This is a genomic window from Paraburkholderia atlantica (assembly GCF_000092885.1).
GTDB classification, from domain to species: Bacteria; Pseudomonadota; Gammaproteobacteria; order Burkholderiales; family Burkholderiaceae; genus Paraburkholderia; species Paraburkholderia atlantica.
In genome coordinates this window covers 933,727-950,820 of the sequence record NC_014118.1, presented here as the reverse complement: position 1 = coordinate 950,820, position 17,094 = coordinate 933,727, and the positions used below count along the sequence as shown (strand labels likewise).

The window sequence follows — 17,094 nt, the reverse complement described above, 5'->3', positions numbered from 1 at the left end:
CATGAGCGCGCTAGGCTGCAGGACCGCTAGACTGAACTCCGCAGCGCCCCTCGTTGATCACGATGTCGTACACCTCCAGAGCAGTATGCTGCTGCGGCGCTCACATTCGGCAGCGACGACGGCTACGCTTTGGCGCGCTTGCGCGCTGTGCGTGTCACCACGGGCTTCTCGGAGAGCATGCACTGCTGAATCACGTGCTGGAGATGATCCGGGCCGGCCGTGATCGCGCTTAGCAACGTCATCAAGACGAAATCGATCAACTTAGGTATTGTGACCTTGGTGTCCGCCCTCGGTGCGCGGTTTGCCAGGATCAGCGTGGCGAGACCATGTTCCATGCTCCACGCGGCATGAGTCACTAACTTGAGATCGGCAGGGGTCCAGCCACTCTCGATAGCCAGTGCCTCAATCGTCTCGGAAAACAACCCAAAAGACCTGTTACTTTCCTCGGTGAGTTCTGGATACGCCTGATGCGCGACGATGCGAGGTCCGATCATCAGACCGAACAGTCCATTGTGGCGTTGCGCGAACTCAACATACACCCGCATCATCCGGTACGCTTTGGCAAGTGCCGTGTCGTCGCTGTCACGGATCGCAACGCGCAACGCAGCGAGGTCGCGATATCCACTCGCCGCGATCGTGGCCAGAAGTTCGTCGATACCGGCAAAATGTCGCGAGGGCGCTGCTTCTGATACGCCCACCATTCGCGCGAGGTAGCGCAGACTCAAATCTTGCGCGGACACATCCTTGAGCGCGTTGCGCCCCGCTTCGATTAGCGCGTTGCGCAGATTGCCATGGTGGTAATCCGCGTTCTTTGTGATAGATGACTTGGGACTCACGTGGCCTTCGTTGGTGGAGCAAAACAAGGAATCGATTATAAATTCTGCGCAAAGAGGCAAGCAATATCGCGGATGGGGCGCTAAACAAGCGAGCGTCACTGCGCGCATTCTGGCGGCTTGGTGGCGTGGCTGGATGTCAGGCTACACCGCATGCCCATCTGCCCCGAGCGCACAGCGCCGACTACGCCTTTCAACGCGCAACGCGGGCGCTTGCCGTGACTACCCGGCGCGCCCCGTCGGCGTCGACTGCTCAAGTTGAGCATCGAACCGATACGTCGTCAACGGGCGATCGGCTCCTGATAATGTGTTGCACGCCAAAAAGAAGAACCGCTACGCCCATTGCCTGGACACACGCAATCATTATGAACCCGCTCGCGTAAGTTCCAGTCGCGTCGCGGACATATCCGATAAGAAAAGGCGTAGCGAAGCCTGCGACGTTGGCGACGGAACTGATCAACGGCACGCCGACCACTAATGACTTACCGCTGAGGAGGCCGACAGTCATTTGCCAGAAGAGCGTTATACCTGCTCCCGTTCCCGCGAAGCCCAGTGCAAGGAGGAAAAATGTCGCGATAGTGCTGCTGTGCCATACGAAGACGAGCGCCGAAAGGCTCACCGCGGTAAAAAGCGACGCCAGCGCACAGAACAGCCGCCGACGCTGCGCACTGCCCCCGATGCTACAGATAAGCACATTGCCCAATGCCCCCAAGATGCAGGCACCCGCGACCGCACGGCCGATCTCTTTGTATCCGCCGAATCCCGCCTCGCGAAGTATCGTCGGGGAGTAGAAAAACAGTGCGGCCGTCGCGGCGAGGAGGGAGAAGTAGGCCGCGCTCAGGATCCAGACGGCGGGGTTGAGGAAAAGAGCCCGGTGCTCGTCGTGGGCATCGTTCATCGTTTCGGCGCTATTTCGGAGATCGTCCTCGACGAGCGTACGCTGGCGCGCGGAAAGCCACCTGGCGCGGCGAGGCAGATCCGGAAGTATCATGAACGCAACGCATGCCAACACGACCGTAGGGATGGCCTGAGCGAAGAACATCCATCGCCAGCCTTGAAAGCCGGCAAGTCCGTTCATGTGCTCGAGCACGAAGCCCCCCGTTAGGCCGATCGTGACCGTCGAGAAGAGCGATCCTGAATGGAAGATGCTGAAGTTGCGCGTGCGTCTTTTTCCCGGGAACCACGCATTGAAGTACAACACGGCACCCGGGTAGAATCCGGCCTCGAACACACCGAGCAGGAACCGCAATGTGTAGAACGTCGGCGCGTTATTGACGAACGTCATCGCGACACTGGTCAGTCCCCACGCGCCGGCGATACCAGCAAGCACGGCACGCGCGCCGAACTTCTTTTGCAGCATCGTGGTAGGGACGCCGAACAGCACGTAGCCGACGAAGAAGAGGCCGGCGCCCAGTCCATAGACTGTCTCGCTGAATCGCAGATCCCCGACCATTTGCAACTTCGCGAAAGCAACGTTCGAGCGGCCGACCCACGCCAGCATCCATAAGCCGAACAGTATCGGCAGTATCCTCCATTGCGCCGAAGCGTAGGCTTTCCGAAGGAGGGCGTTGTCATCCGACGATGACGCCTCTACGCAGGCTTGTTTCACCACTTCCATCCACTCCTCCGACGTGATGTATTGATACCGGGAATACGAGGCGTACCGTGGCGATCAAAGATCGTCCGTCACTTTCTGCGATTCGCGCGCTTGCGCAACATCGGAAGTGCCGATCTTCTTCGTTGATGGCGGCGGCCCACCGACCAGAATGCCGCTATCGATTGCATTGCGGATTTCGGCATCCGCGAGGCCCGCTTCGCGGAAAACCTGCTCGTTGTGCTCGCCGCGAAATGCGGGCGCGCTGCGCATTCCAAGCTCGTCGTCGGAAAAGTGCCATGGATAGCCATGTATCAGATATGAGCCGCCGCGGCGATCCGAAATCTCGTGGACCGCACCCCATTGCTTGGCCCAATCGGTCTCGGCCAATTCCTTCAGCGTGCGAATCTGGCCAATCGCGATCTTGGCTTCGTCGAGTTGCGCATCGAGCGTCTTGAGATCGCGGAATGACCGCATCCAGGTCTGGATCACTGCGTGCAGTGCCTTGTAGTTCTGCAGGCGACGCTCAGCGGTGCAGAAACGCGGATCGTGCGCCAGGTCCATACGACGCATCGCCTTCAGGTAATTCGGAAACGTGTTGCTGCCGACGATGCTTTGCGCCGCCACAAACTCTTCGCCACCGGGGCCGACGAAATGAGGTCCGTCGGCGGCACCGAGGATGCCCGGCTCGGCGCCCGTATCGACACCCGCGAGATCGAGGTGAGCGCGCTCGTTGATCGACAGCATCACGGCCGCCATCGCGACGTCGATGTATTGGCCGCGTCCGGTGACCTCACGCTTGCGCACTGCCGCGAGCACGGCGATGGTCGCTTGCAGGCCCGCATAGACATCCGCGTGCGACAGGGGATCGGTCCATTTACGGCCGTCGCTGGCGTTATCGAAATGTCGCAGTGTGTTGTGCGTGAATCCCGTTTCGGCTTGCACGGTCGGCGCATAGGCCATGCGCGACGCCCATGGACCGTGTTGGCCGTAGCCCGTGATCGAAACGTAGACCAGCTTGGGATTGCGCTGCGCGAGTGTCGCGTAGTCGAGTCCAAAACCCTTGAGCGTGCCAGCCCGGAAATTCTCGACGATGATGTCGGCTTCGTCGCACAGGCGTAGCACGAAATCGCGTGCGCCCGGTGCGTTCAGATCGATGCTGATGTTGCGCTTGCCGCTATTTTGCTGAGCGTAGTAGCCGGACATGCCGTCGCGATTCGGAAACGCGGCGCGCGACACGTCGGGTCGCGGTGGCTCAATCTTGATCACATCGGCACCAAGATCGGCTAGCGTCCGCGCACACAGCGGGCCGGCCAGCACGCGGGAAAAATCGACGACCTTGAGTCCTTCGAGCGGTCCGGTCATGTCAATTCCCTTCGAAAATGGCGGTGCCGGGGCCAGTCTTATCGAAGGCCGCCAGTCCGCGTTTAAGATCCTGCGATGCCCAGATCGGCTTTTGCAACTCGAACATCGCTTCGTCGGCGGCGGCAACCCCCTCATTGACCGCAACACGCACGAGTTGCTTGGTGGCGGCATGCGCGACGGTCGGGCCGGCGGCCAGTTCCTGCGCAATCGACAGCGCCACTTCGTCGAGCTTGTCGTCGGGCACAACGAGATTGATCAGGCCCCAGCGTTCGAGCGTGGCCGCGTCATACCGGCGACCGAGCAACGCGAGTTCTTTCGCGCGAGCCGGACCGGCTCGCGTCACCTGACGCTGGATGCCGCCGAGCAGCGGGTGCAAACCGAGTGCGACCTCAACCGAGCCGATCTTGGCCGATTCGGCGACGACGCTGAAGTCACAGGCGAGCGCCACTTCGAATCCACCGCCCAGGCATGTTCCGTTCACCGCGACAACAATCGGGATCGGTAGTGTCTCGAAGCCACGCAGCACCTCGAGCGGATCCATCAGCGCTTTGCCTTGCGTGGCAATGCGATCGGGAAAAAGCGCCACTTCAGCGCCGGCTGAGAAGTGCCGCAGACCACTGCGCAGCAGGATCGCGCGCGAGCCGCATTTCACTGCCTGATCGAATTCATCGAGCAGGGCGCGATACAGCGTCGGTCCCATCAAGTTGTGCGGGCGACGGTTCATTGTAAGGACCGTCACGGGGCCTTTGATTTCTCTCTGAACAAGTGCTTCGTCCATTCTTTGCTCCATTTCGTCAGATTCGGATATTTCCACATCTACATATGTTATGTTAACGCGCATAACATGCGGATAAAGATATTGATGCGAGCATTTTCTGGTTGAAAAGGGGGAACAACCGAAGAGAATATTTTGTGTGTCGTAGTGGCAATGATCATGCTACGGCGCGACACGACACGCGATATGTGACGCGATCTACGTACTATGGCGACCCACAATCGCCTTAGCGGTTGCTTCGGAACGTCTCAATCTTCGAGACCGGCGACTACGCGTGCATCTCTTTCGGCGCCGTCTCCCAATACCGCCAGCGCTTCCTGATAAGCCTCACTCTGAAACGTGGCGAGAGCCTGCTCGAAGCTCGGGAATTCGACCACCACGGTGCGTTCTTTGAGGCCGGCTTGAAATGCAACGACTTCGCCGCCTCGCACCAGAAATTTCCCACCCGCCGCTTTCACCACCTGTGTCGCGAGGACACCATACGCCGCGAGTTTGCTTGCGTCATGGACCGCTCGATAAGCTGCCACCCAATATCCTTTTGCCATTTCGCTCTCCGGTTGAAGGTACGTACCAATGTTAACGCCACAAACATCAATATCAATGAGGGTTTTTCCTGGCGAAAAATAGCTGGCGCGGATGCGTGTTAACGGTGTTAGCATATGCCAACGCAATGACTCGATGCCAACCTTTTCGCGGAGAACTTCATGCCGTACACGACTACCAATCCTGCAACCGGCGAACTGCTTGCCACCTACGACGACATATCCGACGAGGTGCTTGAAACGAAGCTCGATGCCGCGCAGCGCGCTTTTGAAACTGACTGGCGCCATCGTCCCGTCAGCGATCGGGCGCGCATCGTGTCGCGCGCGGCGGCGCTGTTGCGCGGGAAGGCCGACGAATACGCGAGCTATCTGACGTTGGAAATGGGAAAACGCAGCGGCGAAGCGCGCAAGGAGGTGGAATTGTCGGCAAACATCCTCGACTACTACGCAAAGCATGCGAACGCCTATCTTCAACCCCGCCCGCTCGCGGAAGCGCCTGGCGCAACCGTGCACATCGAGCCAATCGGCGTGCTTTTCGGGATTGAGCCGTGGAATTTTCCGTACTACCAGATCGCGCGGGTAGCCGGCCCGCAACTGATGGTCGGCAACGTCCTGCTGCTCAAGCATGCGGAGAGCGTGCCGCAGTCCGCATTGGCCTTTGCGCGGTTGTTCGAGGAAGCAGGCGCGCCTGTAGGCGTCTATACGAATCTGTTCATCTCGATTGACCAGGCCAGCCGTGTCATCGACGATCCGCGCGTCCAGGGCGTGACACTGACGGGCAGCGAGCGCGCCGGCGCCGCCGTCGCCGAGCGTGCCGGCCGCAGTCTGAAGAAGGTCGTGCTCGAACTGGGTGGCAGCGATCCGTTCATCGTGCTGGAGGATGCGCCGCTTGAATGGGCGATCCAAAGCGCGGTCGCGGGGCGGATGCTCAATGCGGGTCAATGCTGCGTAGGTTCCAAGCGAATCATCGTGGTCGGGAAGGCGCGCGGCGACGCTTTCCTCGAAGGCTTTGCAAGACAGATGGCAGGGCTCTCGACGGGCGATCCAGCCGATCCGGCCACCGCAGTCGCGCCGCTTTCGTCCGAGCGCGCATTGAATCTGCTGCTTGAGCAGATCGATCGCGCGACATCGCACGGTGCACACATCGTGTGTGGCGGAAAGCGCGTCGAGCGCCCGGGCTTCTATTTGCAGCCGACCGTCTTGACCGAAATATCGCCACAGAATCCCGTGTTCGCCGAAGAGTTGTTCGGCCCGGTCGCCGCCTTCCACGTCGTCGAGGACGAAGCCGCCGCAATTGCGCTCGCCAATGGCACGCCGTACGGTCTCGGCGCGTCGGTGTTCACCGCGGATACCGAGCGCGGCGAGCGGGTCGCCGCGCAGATCGACAGCGGCATGGTGTTCATCAATCAGCCGTTCGGCACGGCGGCGGAACTGCCGTTCGGTGGTGTCAAACGTTCAGGTTTTGGCCGGGAGCTATCTCAGTTGGGCTTCGACGAATTCGTCAACAAGAAACTGATCAGGGTCGCCCCCGTGGGTGCGGCACCGTCCGTCCCGGCGCGGGCGGCCTGAAGATACCGCGGCGCACTGCGCTCATTGCCGCGTCCGTCGACGGGTGCCTGATGCCGGTCATATGACGAGGCGTGGGAATGTGGCGTTCCATTCCATTTCTTTTGAACGAACACCATGACAAGCAAGACGATTATCAGTTGTGCACTTACCGGAAGTGACGATACACCGCGGCTGAACCCTGCGGTGCCGGTTACGCCCGAGCAGATTGCCAATGAGGCCATCGCTGCGTATGAAGCTGGTGCGAGCATCGCCCACATTCACGTACGGGATCCCGAGACTGGCGCTCCGAGCGCCGAGTTGTCGCTCTACAAGGAAGTCGTTTCGCGTATCCGCGGGAGCGGATGCCCGATTCTGATCAATCTGACGACGGGCCCTGGTGCGCGATTCGTTCCCAGCGACGATGACCCGAACCGGGGAAGTGAACTCAGTACGATGATGACGCCGGAGGCCCGTGTCAGGCATGTGCTCGAGTTGCGTCCGGACATCTGCACTCTGGACGTCGCGACCATGAACTTCGGCAATCGCGCTTTCGTGAACGTGCCCGACCATTTGATCAGGATGGCAACTTTGATTGAGGAAGCAGGCGTGAAGCCGGAAATCGAGGTATTTGATCTGGGGCACGTGCGTTTGGCGCGTCACCTGATCGAGACCCAGGGCATTCTGAAGGCTCCCTTGTTCCAGTTATGCCTGGGCGTGCCATGGGGAGCATCCGCCGATACCGAAAGCCTTCTTCAGATGAAACGCTACCTGCCAGAGAACGCCAGGTGGTCGGCATTCGGCATCTCGCGCGCCCAATTTCCGATCGTGGCGCAAAGCGTGATTCTCGGTGGTCACGTCCGCGTCGGCCTCGAGGACAACCTTTATCTTGCCAAAGGCGAACTGGCGCCTGGCAACGCAGCGCTGGTCAAACGTGCGGTCAGTATCATCAAAAGCATCGGCGCTGACGTGGCGACGCCGGACGAGGCTCGCAGCATACTCGGGCTCTCCCGTCGCCAATAGAAAGGACGCGACGATGTAACCGCGCGTTTCTATCCGATGAGTCGCAGTTGATGTCCCAGAACTGCTGCGTTGCAAAGCATTGGTTTTAATCGGTCGCCCAATCCTTGGGCTACCTCTACCGCCGCCTCACTCATGTCTGATTCATCAAGAGAACTGGATGCTCTGACATAAGGAACGCGGCATCTGTTGAATGGAGACAAACATGCCTTTGTGGAATATCTATCACCCCGTCGGCGCCTACACGGCAGAAGACAAGCAGGAGATGGCGAAGCGGATCGTCGATATCTACATCATTCCTCGCTTCTACGTAGGCGTTCTGTTTCATGAACAGCCAAAAGACTCCTTCTTCATGGGGGGAGAGTCCCGGGGTGACTTTGTCAGAATCAGACTGGACCATTTCGCCAGACACATTGCCGACGACGTCGAGTGGACCGCGTCGTGGTTGCGCAAGGCGAACGCTGCAATTGCGCCATTTGTCCAGGATCGCGGCTACCACTACGAACTGCATGTCGGCGAAACGCCGCAGCAACTTTGGCTGATCGACGGCATTCGGCCACCTCGGCCAGATACGGCGGCGGAGAAGAAATGGAAGCTCGAAAACCGGGCGTCGCCCTATGAGCCGAGCGAAGGTTGAATCGATCACTTACGTCCGAGACTAGCCGGACGTTGAGATCGGCTGACTGCGGGGAAGCCGAGCAATCACCGCAGTCACTTCCTGGCATCGCTCGATACCAAAACGGAGACTGCGTTGGCGGCCCGGATTTCGTCATGGCTACCGTAGCGATTGTCTGACCAGCGTGGCCCACTCAGCGGGCCAAAGAATCCGCCACGTGACCGGCCGTACATCGCACCTCACGTACCGGCCGGGGCGGGGCTGGGCGTTCAGCGATCCTTCGATCCTCATGCCCTCCGAATCTCGCGTCACACACACCCTCGCCAAAGAAAGTCCTCCGGACAGCCGGGTTGGCAAGGATCTCCTGGATGTATTCGTCGACGGCCCGACTGGGAACACCTTTGTCTGGATTCGTGGGATAGGCTGGAGGTACGAAGGCCGCGTTGTCGACCGGAGCGAGTGAAGGTCGCGCTGATTTCTGGCGCGCTGCGTTGGATGGACATGGTTGCTCGACGGTTCGGTCGGCGGAAACCACGGCGATTGCGCGGCGGTCAGGACGAAGCCGCTTCCTGGCTCATAAGCCGCACGATCGGGTTCGGCGGATCCAGCGCGCTCGAACTGCTGGCACAGGATGAGCGTCAGCGCGTCATGCAAGTCCTGAATCACCTTCGTTATGGACCGTGTACATGACGATGCGGCAGGCATGTCGAGGTAACGTGGACAGAACCGGACCAGCGCCTCCGGCATGCGCCATTGCGTTGAGACTCCACCGGCTATTTGGCTATCGCGCGGAGATAGGCCTACTCGCCCAGGCCAATCCCTCGGTTGCCCATCTGATGACGACGAGGACAAAGGGGTAGTCATGATCCTGCGTGCTGGGGAGACGCATCCGACGCAAAGTGGAAGTCGGCATCCGCACCGTGAAGTGCGAAAGCTCTAACTTAGGACCGCAATCATGTTGAAGATTGCGATGTACGATGGTGATTTCTGTGGCCGTATGGAAGAGTTGACGCACATATGCGATATTGAAGGCAATGCCGAGGCGCACGATCGTCGTCCTTTAGACGCGCTGGAGGAGACTCTTCGCGTATTAGAAATGTCAGCGACAAATACACAGTTCCTCGACTAGCCGGGCCTTGTTTTACCGTGTTTATCGACCGCATGAGCGATGCAGACGTCACCCCACTCGTGCGGCTTGACGTCCATGCGCATAACGGGGATGCGTGTGCATATGTCTTGGGTATTCCGCCTGGTTGGACAACAGAGCCGGTGTACAAGCGGCGGCTTTCAGGGGTGGAACGGCCCCGCTATCGCGAACGGTACTAACTCGGCAGGCCGCTCGGAGCCGTTGCCGAACGTCTTGGTAAATCCTCAGCCTCGCGAACTATTCGATGGAGGATATCGATCACCGATACCGCCCGCCGCGACAAGCATAGTATCTGGCGATGCACCTGAGAGATAGTCCGCGATCTCAGGTACTAACGTGAACGTCGCTCGTCCAATTCCATGACCTCCAGCTTCCGCACCTCGCGCGACGATCACGTCCGCGCCAGCGGCGACCGCTTCGCGAGCCATCGCCAATGTCTGTACCTGGCAGATCAGTTTGGTAGTGGGCGCCTTGATTTGTTGCCCGAATGACGTTGGACTGCCGAAAGACAGCATGATCGGAGGGGCGCGTGCTCAAGCACGAGTTCAAGCAACTGCGGCTTCTGCGCCAGCGACCACGTAATAAATTCCGCAGCCAACGCGGGCGTCTCCTGCCTCGGCGAACTCTCGATCGATCAGTGAAAGCGCGCTTGGCGTGGAACGGGCGTTGCCTGTAAACCCTCAAGGAGTAACAGTTTTATTGGCGAAGAATCGCGAGAACAAGTTTGTTTGCCACAGAACAGGTTTCGTTTGCCAATCACCAGAGCGTCTTCGCGCCGTTGAAACACTGGTACCCGGTGGTAACATTTGTTGTCATCTCTCACGCCCGGCGCCGCGCCACCTCAACATGCCAGACAGCTTCGATCAGCTCGTCGCCCTGATTCGGGCGCGCTTCCCCGAACTGAGCCCGCAGTTCCAGATGGGAGCGGGCTTCCTGCTCGATCATCCCGATGAGGTCGCGGTGTCGTCGATGCGCAAGGTGGCCGAGCGCGCCCAGGTGCAGCCGGCGTCGCTGGTGCGGCTGTCGCAGCAACTGGGTTTTCCCGGCTGGAACGAATTGCGCGATCTGTTCGTCGCGCGCGTGCGCACGCGGCCCGAGCCGCTGACTAGCCGGGCGCGCTCGATGGTCAAATCGAAAGATGCGCTCGCGAACGACCTGCTCGTCGCGCAGCAGCACAATCTCGAAACGACCGCCGCGCATAACGGCCGCGTGATCGTCGAGGCCGCGCGGGTGTTGCGGCGTGCTCCGCACGTGCACGTGGCGGGCTTCCGCTCGTGTTACCCGGTGGCGTTCGGCCTCGTCTATGGCTACCGGCTGTTTCGTCCGTCGGTGTCGCTGCTCAACGGCGAGGCCGGCACGCTCGAAATGCAGCTGCGCACGATCGAGCGCGACAGCGCGACCATCGTCATCAGCTTCGCGCCGTATTCGGTCGAAGCCGCGCGTGTCGCCGAGGCCGCGCTCGAAAAAGGCAGCAAGCTGATCGCCATCACCGACAGCGCTGTGTCGCCGATCGCACTGAACGCCGACAAGGTGCTGATCTTCTCGCACGAAAGCCCGTCGTTCTTTCCGTCGCTGGTGGCCGCCACCGCGATCGGCGAAGCGCTGGTCGCGCATCTGCTCGCGCTCGAAGGCGCGGATGCGCTCGAGCAGCTCGCGCTCGCCGAACAATCGTTGCACGCGAAGGGCGCATACGTGCCTTGAACGATTGCGTGACGCACGCCACGCTGCCGCTGGTGCCGTTCAACAACGTTTGACAACAAATGTTGCATAGGCGTATAAATACGTACCGATTGTTGAATATCGGTGCGGCCCGTGGCGTCGTTGCAGCGACGATCCGCACGATTCCGACGACGAAAACACCTTAGCGCCCGCGCCGTTCGACATCGGCAGTGCGGGCGTGTCGATGAAGGCGTATCGCCAGCGGCAATGCGTGTTCGACACTTGCATCGCGCGCGCGACGCCCGAGCCGGCCCGCGCTTCAGTCCGCACCTCCATCAGCAGGAGCTGAACATCATGACCAACGTTTTTCATCGTTCTCCGAAGCAGCCCTTGCCGGTGGCCGTCGCGGGCAACGGCATCGAAATCATCGACTCCACGGGCAAGCGCTATATCGACGCATCGGGCGGCGCCGCCGTGTCGTGCCTCGGCCACAGCAACCAGCGCGTGATCGACGCGATCAAGCGGCAAGCGCAACAGCTGCCGTACGCCCATACGTCGTTCTTTACGACGGAGCCGGCCGAGGAACTGGCCGACCGGCTCGTCGCGAGCGCGCCGGCCGGACTCGAGCACGTGTACTTCGTGTCGGGCGGTTCGGAGGCGATCGAGGCGGCGCTCAAGCTCGCGCGTCAGTATTTCGTCGAGAAGGGCGAGACGCAGCGGCGTCATTTCATCGCGCGTCGGCAGAGCTATCACGGCAACACGCTCGGCGCGCTCGCGATCGGCGGCAATGCATGGCGTCGCGAGCCGTTCCTGCCGATCCTGATCGAAGCGCATCACGTGAGCCCGTGCTACGCGTATCGCGAACAGCGCGCGGACGAAACCGAAGAAGCGTTCGCGCAGCGGCTGGCCGATGAACTCGAGCAGAAGATTCTCGAACTCGGCGCGGAGACGGTCGCGGCATTCGTCGCGGAAACGGTGGTCGGCGCCACGGCGGGCGCGGTGCCGCCGGTGCGCGAATACTTTCGCAAGATCCGCGCGGTGTGTGACCGCTACGGCGTGCTGCTGATTCTCGACGAGATCATGTCGGGCATGGGCCGCACCGGGTACCTGTTCGCGTGCGACGAAGACGGCGTGGCGCCCGATATGCTGACCATCGCCAAGGGCCTTGGCGCGGGGTATCAGCCGATCGGCGCGACCTTGGTCAGCGACCGCATCTATCAGACGATCGTCCGCGGCTCTGGCTTCTTCCAGCATGGTCATACCTATATCGGCCATGCGACCGCGTGCGCGGCCGCGCTCGAAGTGCAGCGCGTGATCGCGCAAGACAATCTGCTGGCGAACGTGCAGGCGCGTGGCGAGCAGTTGCGCGGCCGGCTGCGCGGGCACTATGCGCAGCATGCGCATATCGGCGATGTGCGCGGGCGCGGCTTGTTGGTCGGCGTCGAACTCGTGAAGGATCGCGTTACCAAAGAGCCGTTCGACGCCAAACTGAAGCTGCACGCAACGATCAAGCGCGAAGCGTTCGCGCGCGGGCTGATGGTGTATCCGATGGGCGGGACCGTCGATGGCAAGAGCGGCGACCACGTGCTGCTCGCACCGCCGTTCATCTGCACGGAGCGCGACATAGACGAAATCGTCAGCCGTCTCAACGATGCGATCGGCGCGTCGCTCGCCGCCGTCTAAGCTGTCCAAACCATTGCCCTTAGCGAGAACGATGATGACCGAGCGCTTGCCTCACTTTGACATGTCCACCGCCACGCCCGAGCAGAAGGCGGTGCTCGACGAAATCCTGTCCGGCCCGCGCGGCAACCTGAACGGGCCGTTCCTCGGCTGGATTCATAGCCCGGAACTCGCGCAGCATGCGCAGCGCCTCGGCGCGTTTTGCCGCTACCAGACCGGGCTGCCGCTGCGGCTGTCGGAACTCGCGATTCTGGTGACCGCTTCGCGCTGGCAGGCGCAGGCGGAGTGGTACATCCACTATCCGATCGCGCTGCAGGCGGGCGTGGGCGTTGCGGACGCCGAGGCGATCCGCCAGGGAGGCCGCCCCGAGTTCGCCGATGCCGACGACGCGCTGATCTACGACTTCGCGAGCGAACTGTACGAGACAAAGCGCGTGTCGGACGCGACGTATGCCCAGGCGGTCGGGCGTTTCGGGCATCAGGTCGTGATCAATCTGGTCGGCCTGCTCGGCTACTACGCGCTGGTCGCGTTGACGCTAAACGTGTTCGACATGCGCGCAGTCGGACAGCAGAGCCTGCCGTTTCCCGAATAGCGTTTTTACCGACGAGCGGCCGCGCAGCGGCGCCGCACGCGCCAACCAAAAAAAGCCCCGGTTGCCGAACTTCGCAACCGGGGCTTTTACTGCGTGCTGCATTAACTGCCAGCGTGCTTAGTTAGCGCGCTTAGTTAGGCCGCTTAGTTACCACCTTCAGTTACCACGATACGTCGAAAAGAGACGTTGCTGCACCGTCGCCGGCGCGCCTGCGTCCGACGAACTGGCCTTCGCGCCGCCGACATCCTGCGTACCCTCGGCCGATGCGGTGACGATCGTCGAGTCCTGGGGCACGGCCTTCGGATACGTGGTGTCGTTCTGGTTCAGAAGGCCCGCTTTTTGCGCGGCGACGAGTTCGGCGCGCACCTGAGCGCGCGTGATTGGACCGTTTGCCTGCTGGGCGAACGACACTGCCGGAACGATAAGAGCGGATGCGACGACAACTGCGGAAAGAAGCGATTTCATAACGACCTCCAATTGATTTGTGGGGACCGGTATGAACCGCGTTTTCCGATCCGTTGAACGCAGTCTATTTCTTACGAGGTCAGCAAAAAAGCGGCTTTCCGGTGAAATATTATTGCGAGTTTTGAGATAGTGAAAAGGGCGCTTTTCCCGCGCCAGAACACGGAAGCGCCTATGATGAAGGCCGGTCCACGCCCGCGCCTGCAAGTCGCGCGGCACCTGCGACCGATGCCCAGGCGCGGACACATCCGGGCGGACCCCCGCGGCGGGCATCATCTTCGGTCGAGCGGCGTGCGCGGCAAGGCACAAACAGGAGAGAGCAATGAAGCGCAAGGCATCAGCAGTCTGGCAAGGCGGCCTGCAGAACGGCAAGGGCTCGATTTCCACCGACAGCGGCGTGTTGAAGGACACCCAATACTCGTTCGCGACACGCTTCGCGGACGGCATCGGCACGAATCCGGAAGAGCTGATCGCGGCTGCGCATGCGGGGTGTTTCTCGATGGCATTGTCGGCGGAGCTGGGCAAGGCCAACATCACGCCAGAGCGGATCGGCACCACGGCCACCGTCACGCTCGACAAGGACGGCGGCGGCTTCACGATCACCGCGGTGCATCTCGACGTCACCGTGAAGATTCCGGGCGGAGACAAGGCCGCGTTCGACAAGGCGACCGCGGACGCGAAGGCCGGTTGCCCGGTGTCGAAGGTACTGAATGCGACCATTACGATGGATGCGAAGCTGGAGACTTAAGCGTTGGCTGTCACTGTCAGCACAACGAAGCCGGCGAAGGGCCATGCCCGCCGCCGGCTTTTTCTTGGCGCTTGTCGAATGAATGGATGACCCCGACGCCAGTAGGCCTACGGAAGGCCGTCCTTGATTTATTGAACATCCAGTCATAATATCCACAGACCGACACCAACGTAGCAACAAGGTCATCGCAATTGAGTCATTCCAGGCAAGCCGCGAAAAAAGCCGGCGAAACATCTCAGCGCGGCCGTCCGCGCGAGTTCGACACCGACACCGTGCTGGCGAACGCCAGCCAGGTGTTCTGGGATCACGGCTACCACGCGACGTCGATCGACGATCTGTGCAAGGCCACTGGTCTGCTGCGCGGCAGTCTGTACGGCGTGTTCGGCGACAAGCACGGCATCATGCTTGCCGCGCTCGAGCATTACTCGGAAGGCGCGGTCGCACGGCTTGCGCAGCGACTGAGCGCGACGGCCGATCCGGAGCAGGCGCTGCGCGACGCGCTGCTGCACTACGCGCGGGTGTCGTGCGGGTTGAGCGGTCGGCGCAGCTGTTTCATCACGAATACGACGCTCGAAATGCAGCCCGATGACGAAGTGCTGCGCGCGCGCGTCGCCGCGATTCAGCGTCGCATGGCGACCTTGCTCGCGGCGGCGGTGATTCGCGGTCAAGCGAGCGGCGCGTTCGATTCGACACTCGACGAAAAAGCCGTCGGCGATTTCCTGTTATGCGTGATGCAGGGCCTGCGGGTCATGGGACGGGTTGCGCACCAGCAAGATGCGCTGGTCGATATCGTCGATGTGGCGATGCGCGCGCTGGTGTAGCAACTCGTTCGCGAACACTGGTGCAAATTTTTTTAACTATTTCTTGAACGGTCGGTCATGAAAAGCGAAGCAATCAAGTCCGCTCCTGCGGCATTCGGTGGATCCGCTAGTTGCGCGGCGAGCGCAGCCGGGGCGGTGACCGGGCCCGGCCCCGCGATGGCCGGCATGGCTGTCGCCGCCAAAGCGGCGGCGCCTGGCTTCCCGCGCCAGGCGCTCGCGCTCGCCGTGCTGTTCGTCGGCGCCTTTCTCGCGCCGCTCGATTACTTCATCGTCAATCTGGCGCTGCCGTCGATTCACACGGGCCTGAACGCGAGCGACGCGCAGCTGCAACTCGTCGTGTCGGCCTATGCGTCCGCCTACGCGGTGCTGCTGATCACGGGCGGCCGCCTCGGCGATCTGTTCGGCCGCCGTCGCATGTTCATGGCGGGCATGGCGGCATTCGTGATCGCGTCCGCGTTGTGCGGTTTCGCGACGAGCGGCCACATGCTGGTGATCGCGCGCATCGTGCAAGGCATCGCGGCCGCGGTAATGGCGCCGCAAGTGCTTGCGACGATTCGCGCGGTCGTACCGTTGCGTCAGCAGACGCGCGTGATGAGTCTATATGGGTTCGTATTCGGCTTGTCGTCGATCGTCGGGCAACTCGGCGGCGGCGCGCTGATTACGTATCACCCGTTCGGGCTCGACTGGCGCGTGATCTTTCTGATCAACATCCCGATCGGCATAGCGGCGTTCATCGGCACATGGAAGTTCGTGCCGGAGAACCAGCCGGCCACGCATACCGGCGTCGATCTGAAGGGGGTTGCGCTGCTGTCGGCGGTACTTCTGCTGGTCATCTATCCGATGACGCATGGCCGCGAAGCCGGGTGGCCCGCGTGGACCTTCGTGATGTTCGCGCTCACGGTGCCGGTGTTCGCGCTGTTCGTCGCGACCGAGCGGCGCGTCGAGCGCGGCGGTGGCCATCCGCTCGTCGATCTGCAACTGTTCCGCAATCGCGCGTTCGCGCTCGGTCTCGTGCTCGCGTTCCTGTTCTATTGCAATAGCGCGTTCTTCCTGACCTACGGCATCTTCCTGCAGACCGGTCTGCACTGGACGCCACTCGCGTCGGGCATCGCGATCATGCCGTTCGCGGTCGGCTTCGTGATCGGGCCGCTGACGTCGCCTGCCGTGGTCAAGCGCATCGGCGCACATGTGCTGACGCTCGGTTTCTCGATGATGACGCTGGGCTTCACCGTGACCGGCTGGTCCGCGACTCAATCCGCGACGCCCGATCTGCTGTTCTACAGCGGGCTGGTATGCGCGGGTGTCGGACATGGTCTGCTGTTGCCGTCGATCATGCGCATCGTGCTGCAGGAGGTGGTGCCCGAGAAGGCGGGGCTTGCGTCGGGGGTGGTGTCGTCGACGTTGCAGATCGGCTCCGCGTTCGGCACCGCGGCGGTCAGCGGCGCGTTCTTCGGGGCGCTCGGTGGCAGCGCGGCGCCCGCGTCTTATGCACACGCGTTTCAGCTGAGTCTCGCTATCAATGCCGCGCTGATGTTTGTTTGTATTGGCCTGAGCGTGCTGCTGGTGCGTCATCAGCAAAGCGTGCGGCGCTCAGTCGCCCCGGCAGATTGAAATTAACCCGCCGGTAATCGTTTTCATTCGTTGGCTCGCTGAGAAAAATCGTTCAATTTGAACGAAGCGGTATAACGAACTGCG

The 17,094-nt window shown here is 61.3% G+C and carries 19 protein-coding genes; 11 read left to right on the top strand and 8 right to left on the bottom strand.

The annotated features are described in order from the left end of the window. Positions 1–122: 122 nt before the first annotated feature. From BC1002_RS20315 to BC1002_RS20295, 5 genes are all read right to left on the bottom strand, one after another. Positions 123–836 carry a TetR/AcrR family transcriptional regulator gene (locus tag BC1002_RS20315; protein WP_157874720.1) on the bottom strand — a complete coding sequence of 238 codons (714 nt, stop codon included), beginning with the start codon at positions 834–836 and terminating at the stop codon, positions 123–125. A 250-nt stretch (positions 837–1,086) separates the two neighbouring features. Next, on the bottom strand, positions 1,087–2,451 hold the full coding sequence (locus BC1002_RS20310) for an MFS transporter (protein ID WP_013091867.1): 1,365 nt from the start codon (positions 2,449–2,451) through the stop codon (positions 1,087–1,089). A 54-nt stretch (positions 2,452–2,505) separates the two neighbouring features. Next, positions 2,506–3,792, bottom strand: a complete 1,287-nt coding sequence (locus BC1002_RS20305; RefSeq protein ID WP_013091866.1) for a CaiB/BaiF CoA transferase family protein — start codon at positions 3,790–3,792, stop codon at positions 2,506–2,508. Between the two features lies 1 nt (position 3,793). Next, positions 3,794–4,606: an enoyl-CoA hydratase/isomerase family protein gene (locus BC1002_RS20300; RefSeq protein ID WP_238538000.1), complete on the bottom strand. Its 813-nt coding sequence runs from the start codon at positions 4,604–4,606 to the stop codon at positions 3,794–3,796. Positions 4,607–4,815: 209 nt separating this feature from the next. After that, complete coding sequence (locus tag BC1002_RS20295; protein ID WP_013091864.1) at positions 4,816–5,112, bottom strand: DUF1330 domain-containing protein; 297 nt, start codon at positions 5,110–5,112, stop codon at positions 4,816–4,818. 159 nt (positions 5,113–5,271) lie between these two features. On the opposite strand from BC1002_RS20295, the gene BC1002_RS20290 reads away from it, so the two are divergent. From BC1002_RS20290 to BC1002_RS37805, 5 genes are all read left to right on the top strand, one after another. Further along, positions 5,272–6,678, top strand: coding sequence for an NAD-dependent succinate-semialdehyde dehydrogenase (locus BC1002_RS20290; RefSeq protein WP_013091863.1), 1,407 nt, complete (start codon positions 5,272–5,274; stop codon positions 6,676–6,678). Between the two features lie 114 nt (positions 6,679–6,792). After that, the gene (locus BC1002_RS20285) at positions 6,793–7,677 is read left to right on the top strand and encodes a beta-keto acid cleavage family enzyme (protein WP_013091862.1); all 885 of its coding nucleotides are present in this window, start codon (positions 6,793–6,795) and stop codon (positions 7,675–7,677) included. A 202-nt stretch (positions 7,678–7,879) separates the two neighbouring features. Then, positions 7,880–8,311: a tautomerase family protein gene (locus tag BC1002_RS20280; protein ID WP_013091861.1), complete on the top strand. Its 432-nt coding sequence runs from the start codon at positions 7,880–7,882 to the stop codon at positions 8,309–8,311. 474 nt (positions 8,312–8,785) lie between these two features. Continuing rightward, positions 8,786–8,980, top strand: coding sequence for an MbcA/ParS/Xre antitoxin family protein (locus BC1002_RS39755; protein WP_083788711.1), 195 nt, complete (start codon positions 8,786–8,788; stop codon positions 8,978–8,980). A gap of 265 nt (positions 8,981–9,245) precedes the next feature. Further along, positions 9,246–9,419, top strand: coding sequence for a hypothetical protein (locus tag BC1002_RS37805; protein ID WP_013091859.1), 174 nt, complete (start codon positions 9,246–9,248; stop codon positions 9,417–9,419). A 242-nt stretch (positions 9,420–9,661) separates the two neighbouring features. Here BC1002_RS37805 and BC1002_RS36450 read toward each other — a convergent pair whose 3' ends face one another. After that, a complete protein-coding gene (locus tag BC1002_RS36450; protein WP_157874718.1) occupies positions 9,662–9,952 on the bottom strand; it encodes a nitronate monooxygenase in 291 nt (96 codons plus the stop codon). Between the two features lie 331 nt (positions 9,953–10,283). Here BC1002_RS36450 and BC1002_RS20275 point away from each other — a divergent pair, with 331 nt between their 5' ends. Next, positions 10,284–11,138, top strand: a complete 855-nt coding sequence (locus tag BC1002_RS20275; protein WP_013091858.1) for a MurR/RpiR family transcriptional regulator — start codon at positions 10,284–10,286, stop codon at positions 11,136–11,138. Positions 11,139–11,177: 39 nt separating this feature from the next. On the opposite strand, the gene BC1002_RS37800 is transcribed toward BC1002_RS20275, so the two are convergent. Then, on the bottom strand, positions 11,178–11,468 hold the full coding sequence (locus BC1002_RS37800) for a hypothetical protein (protein ID WP_157874717.1): 291 nt from the start codon (positions 11,466–11,468) through the stop codon (positions 11,178–11,180). Between BC1002_RS37800 and BC1002_RS20270 the strand changes: the two genes are divergently transcribed. Together BC1002_RS20270 and BC1002_RS20265 are read left to right on the top strand one after the other, a co-directional pair. Continuing rightward, positions 11,451–12,779: an aspartate aminotransferase family protein gene (locus BC1002_RS20270; RefSeq protein ID WP_013091857.1), complete on the top strand. Its 1,329-nt coding sequence runs from the start codon at positions 11,451–11,453 to the stop codon at positions 12,777–12,779. The two genes, BC1002_RS37800 and BC1002_RS20270, sit on opposite strands and share 18 nt — an antisense overlap. Positions 12,780–12,813: 34 nt before the next feature. Beyond that, positions 12,814–13,368 carry a carboxymuconolactone decarboxylase family protein gene (locus tag BC1002_RS20265; RefSeq protein ID WP_013091856.1) on the top strand — a complete coding sequence of 185 codons (555 nt, stop codon included), beginning with the start codon at positions 12,814–12,816 and terminating at the stop codon, positions 13,366–13,368. Between the two features lie 156 nt (positions 13,369–13,524). On the opposite strand, the gene BC1002_RS20260 is transcribed toward BC1002_RS20265, so the two are convergent. Next, positions 13,525–13,833 carry a DUF4148 domain-containing protein gene (locus tag BC1002_RS20260; RefSeq protein ID WP_013091855.1) on the bottom strand — a complete coding sequence of 103 codons (309 nt, stop codon included), beginning with the start codon at positions 13,831–13,833 and terminating at the stop codon, positions 13,525–13,527. A gap of 319 nt (positions 13,834–14,152) precedes the next feature. Here BC1002_RS20260 and BC1002_RS20255 point away from each other — a divergent pair, with 319 nt between their 5' ends. The 3 genes from BC1002_RS20255 to BC1002_RS20245 all read left to right on the top strand — a co-directional run bounded on the left by BC1002_RS20255 (position 14,153) and on the right by BC1002_RS20245 (position 17,010). Further along, positions 14,153–14,578 (top strand): OsmC family protein, encoded by a 426-nt coding sequence (locus tag BC1002_RS20255; protein WP_013091854.1) that lies wholly within the window; start codon positions 14,153–14,155, stop codon positions 14,576–14,578. Positions 14,579–14,769: 191 nt separating this feature from the next. Next, positions 14,770–15,399 carry a TetR/AcrR family transcriptional regulator gene (locus BC1002_RS20250; RefSeq protein WP_013091853.1) on the top strand — a complete coding sequence of 210 codons (630 nt, stop codon included), beginning with the start codon at positions 14,770–14,772 and terminating at the stop codon, positions 15,397–15,399. Positions 15,400–15,456: 57 nt separating this feature from the next. Then, a complete protein-coding gene (locus tag BC1002_RS20245; RefSeq protein ID WP_013091852.1) occupies positions 15,457–17,010 on the top strand; it encodes an MFS transporter in 1,554 nt (517 codons plus the stop codon). The last annotated feature ends 84 nt before the right edge of the window (positions 17,011–17,094 follow it).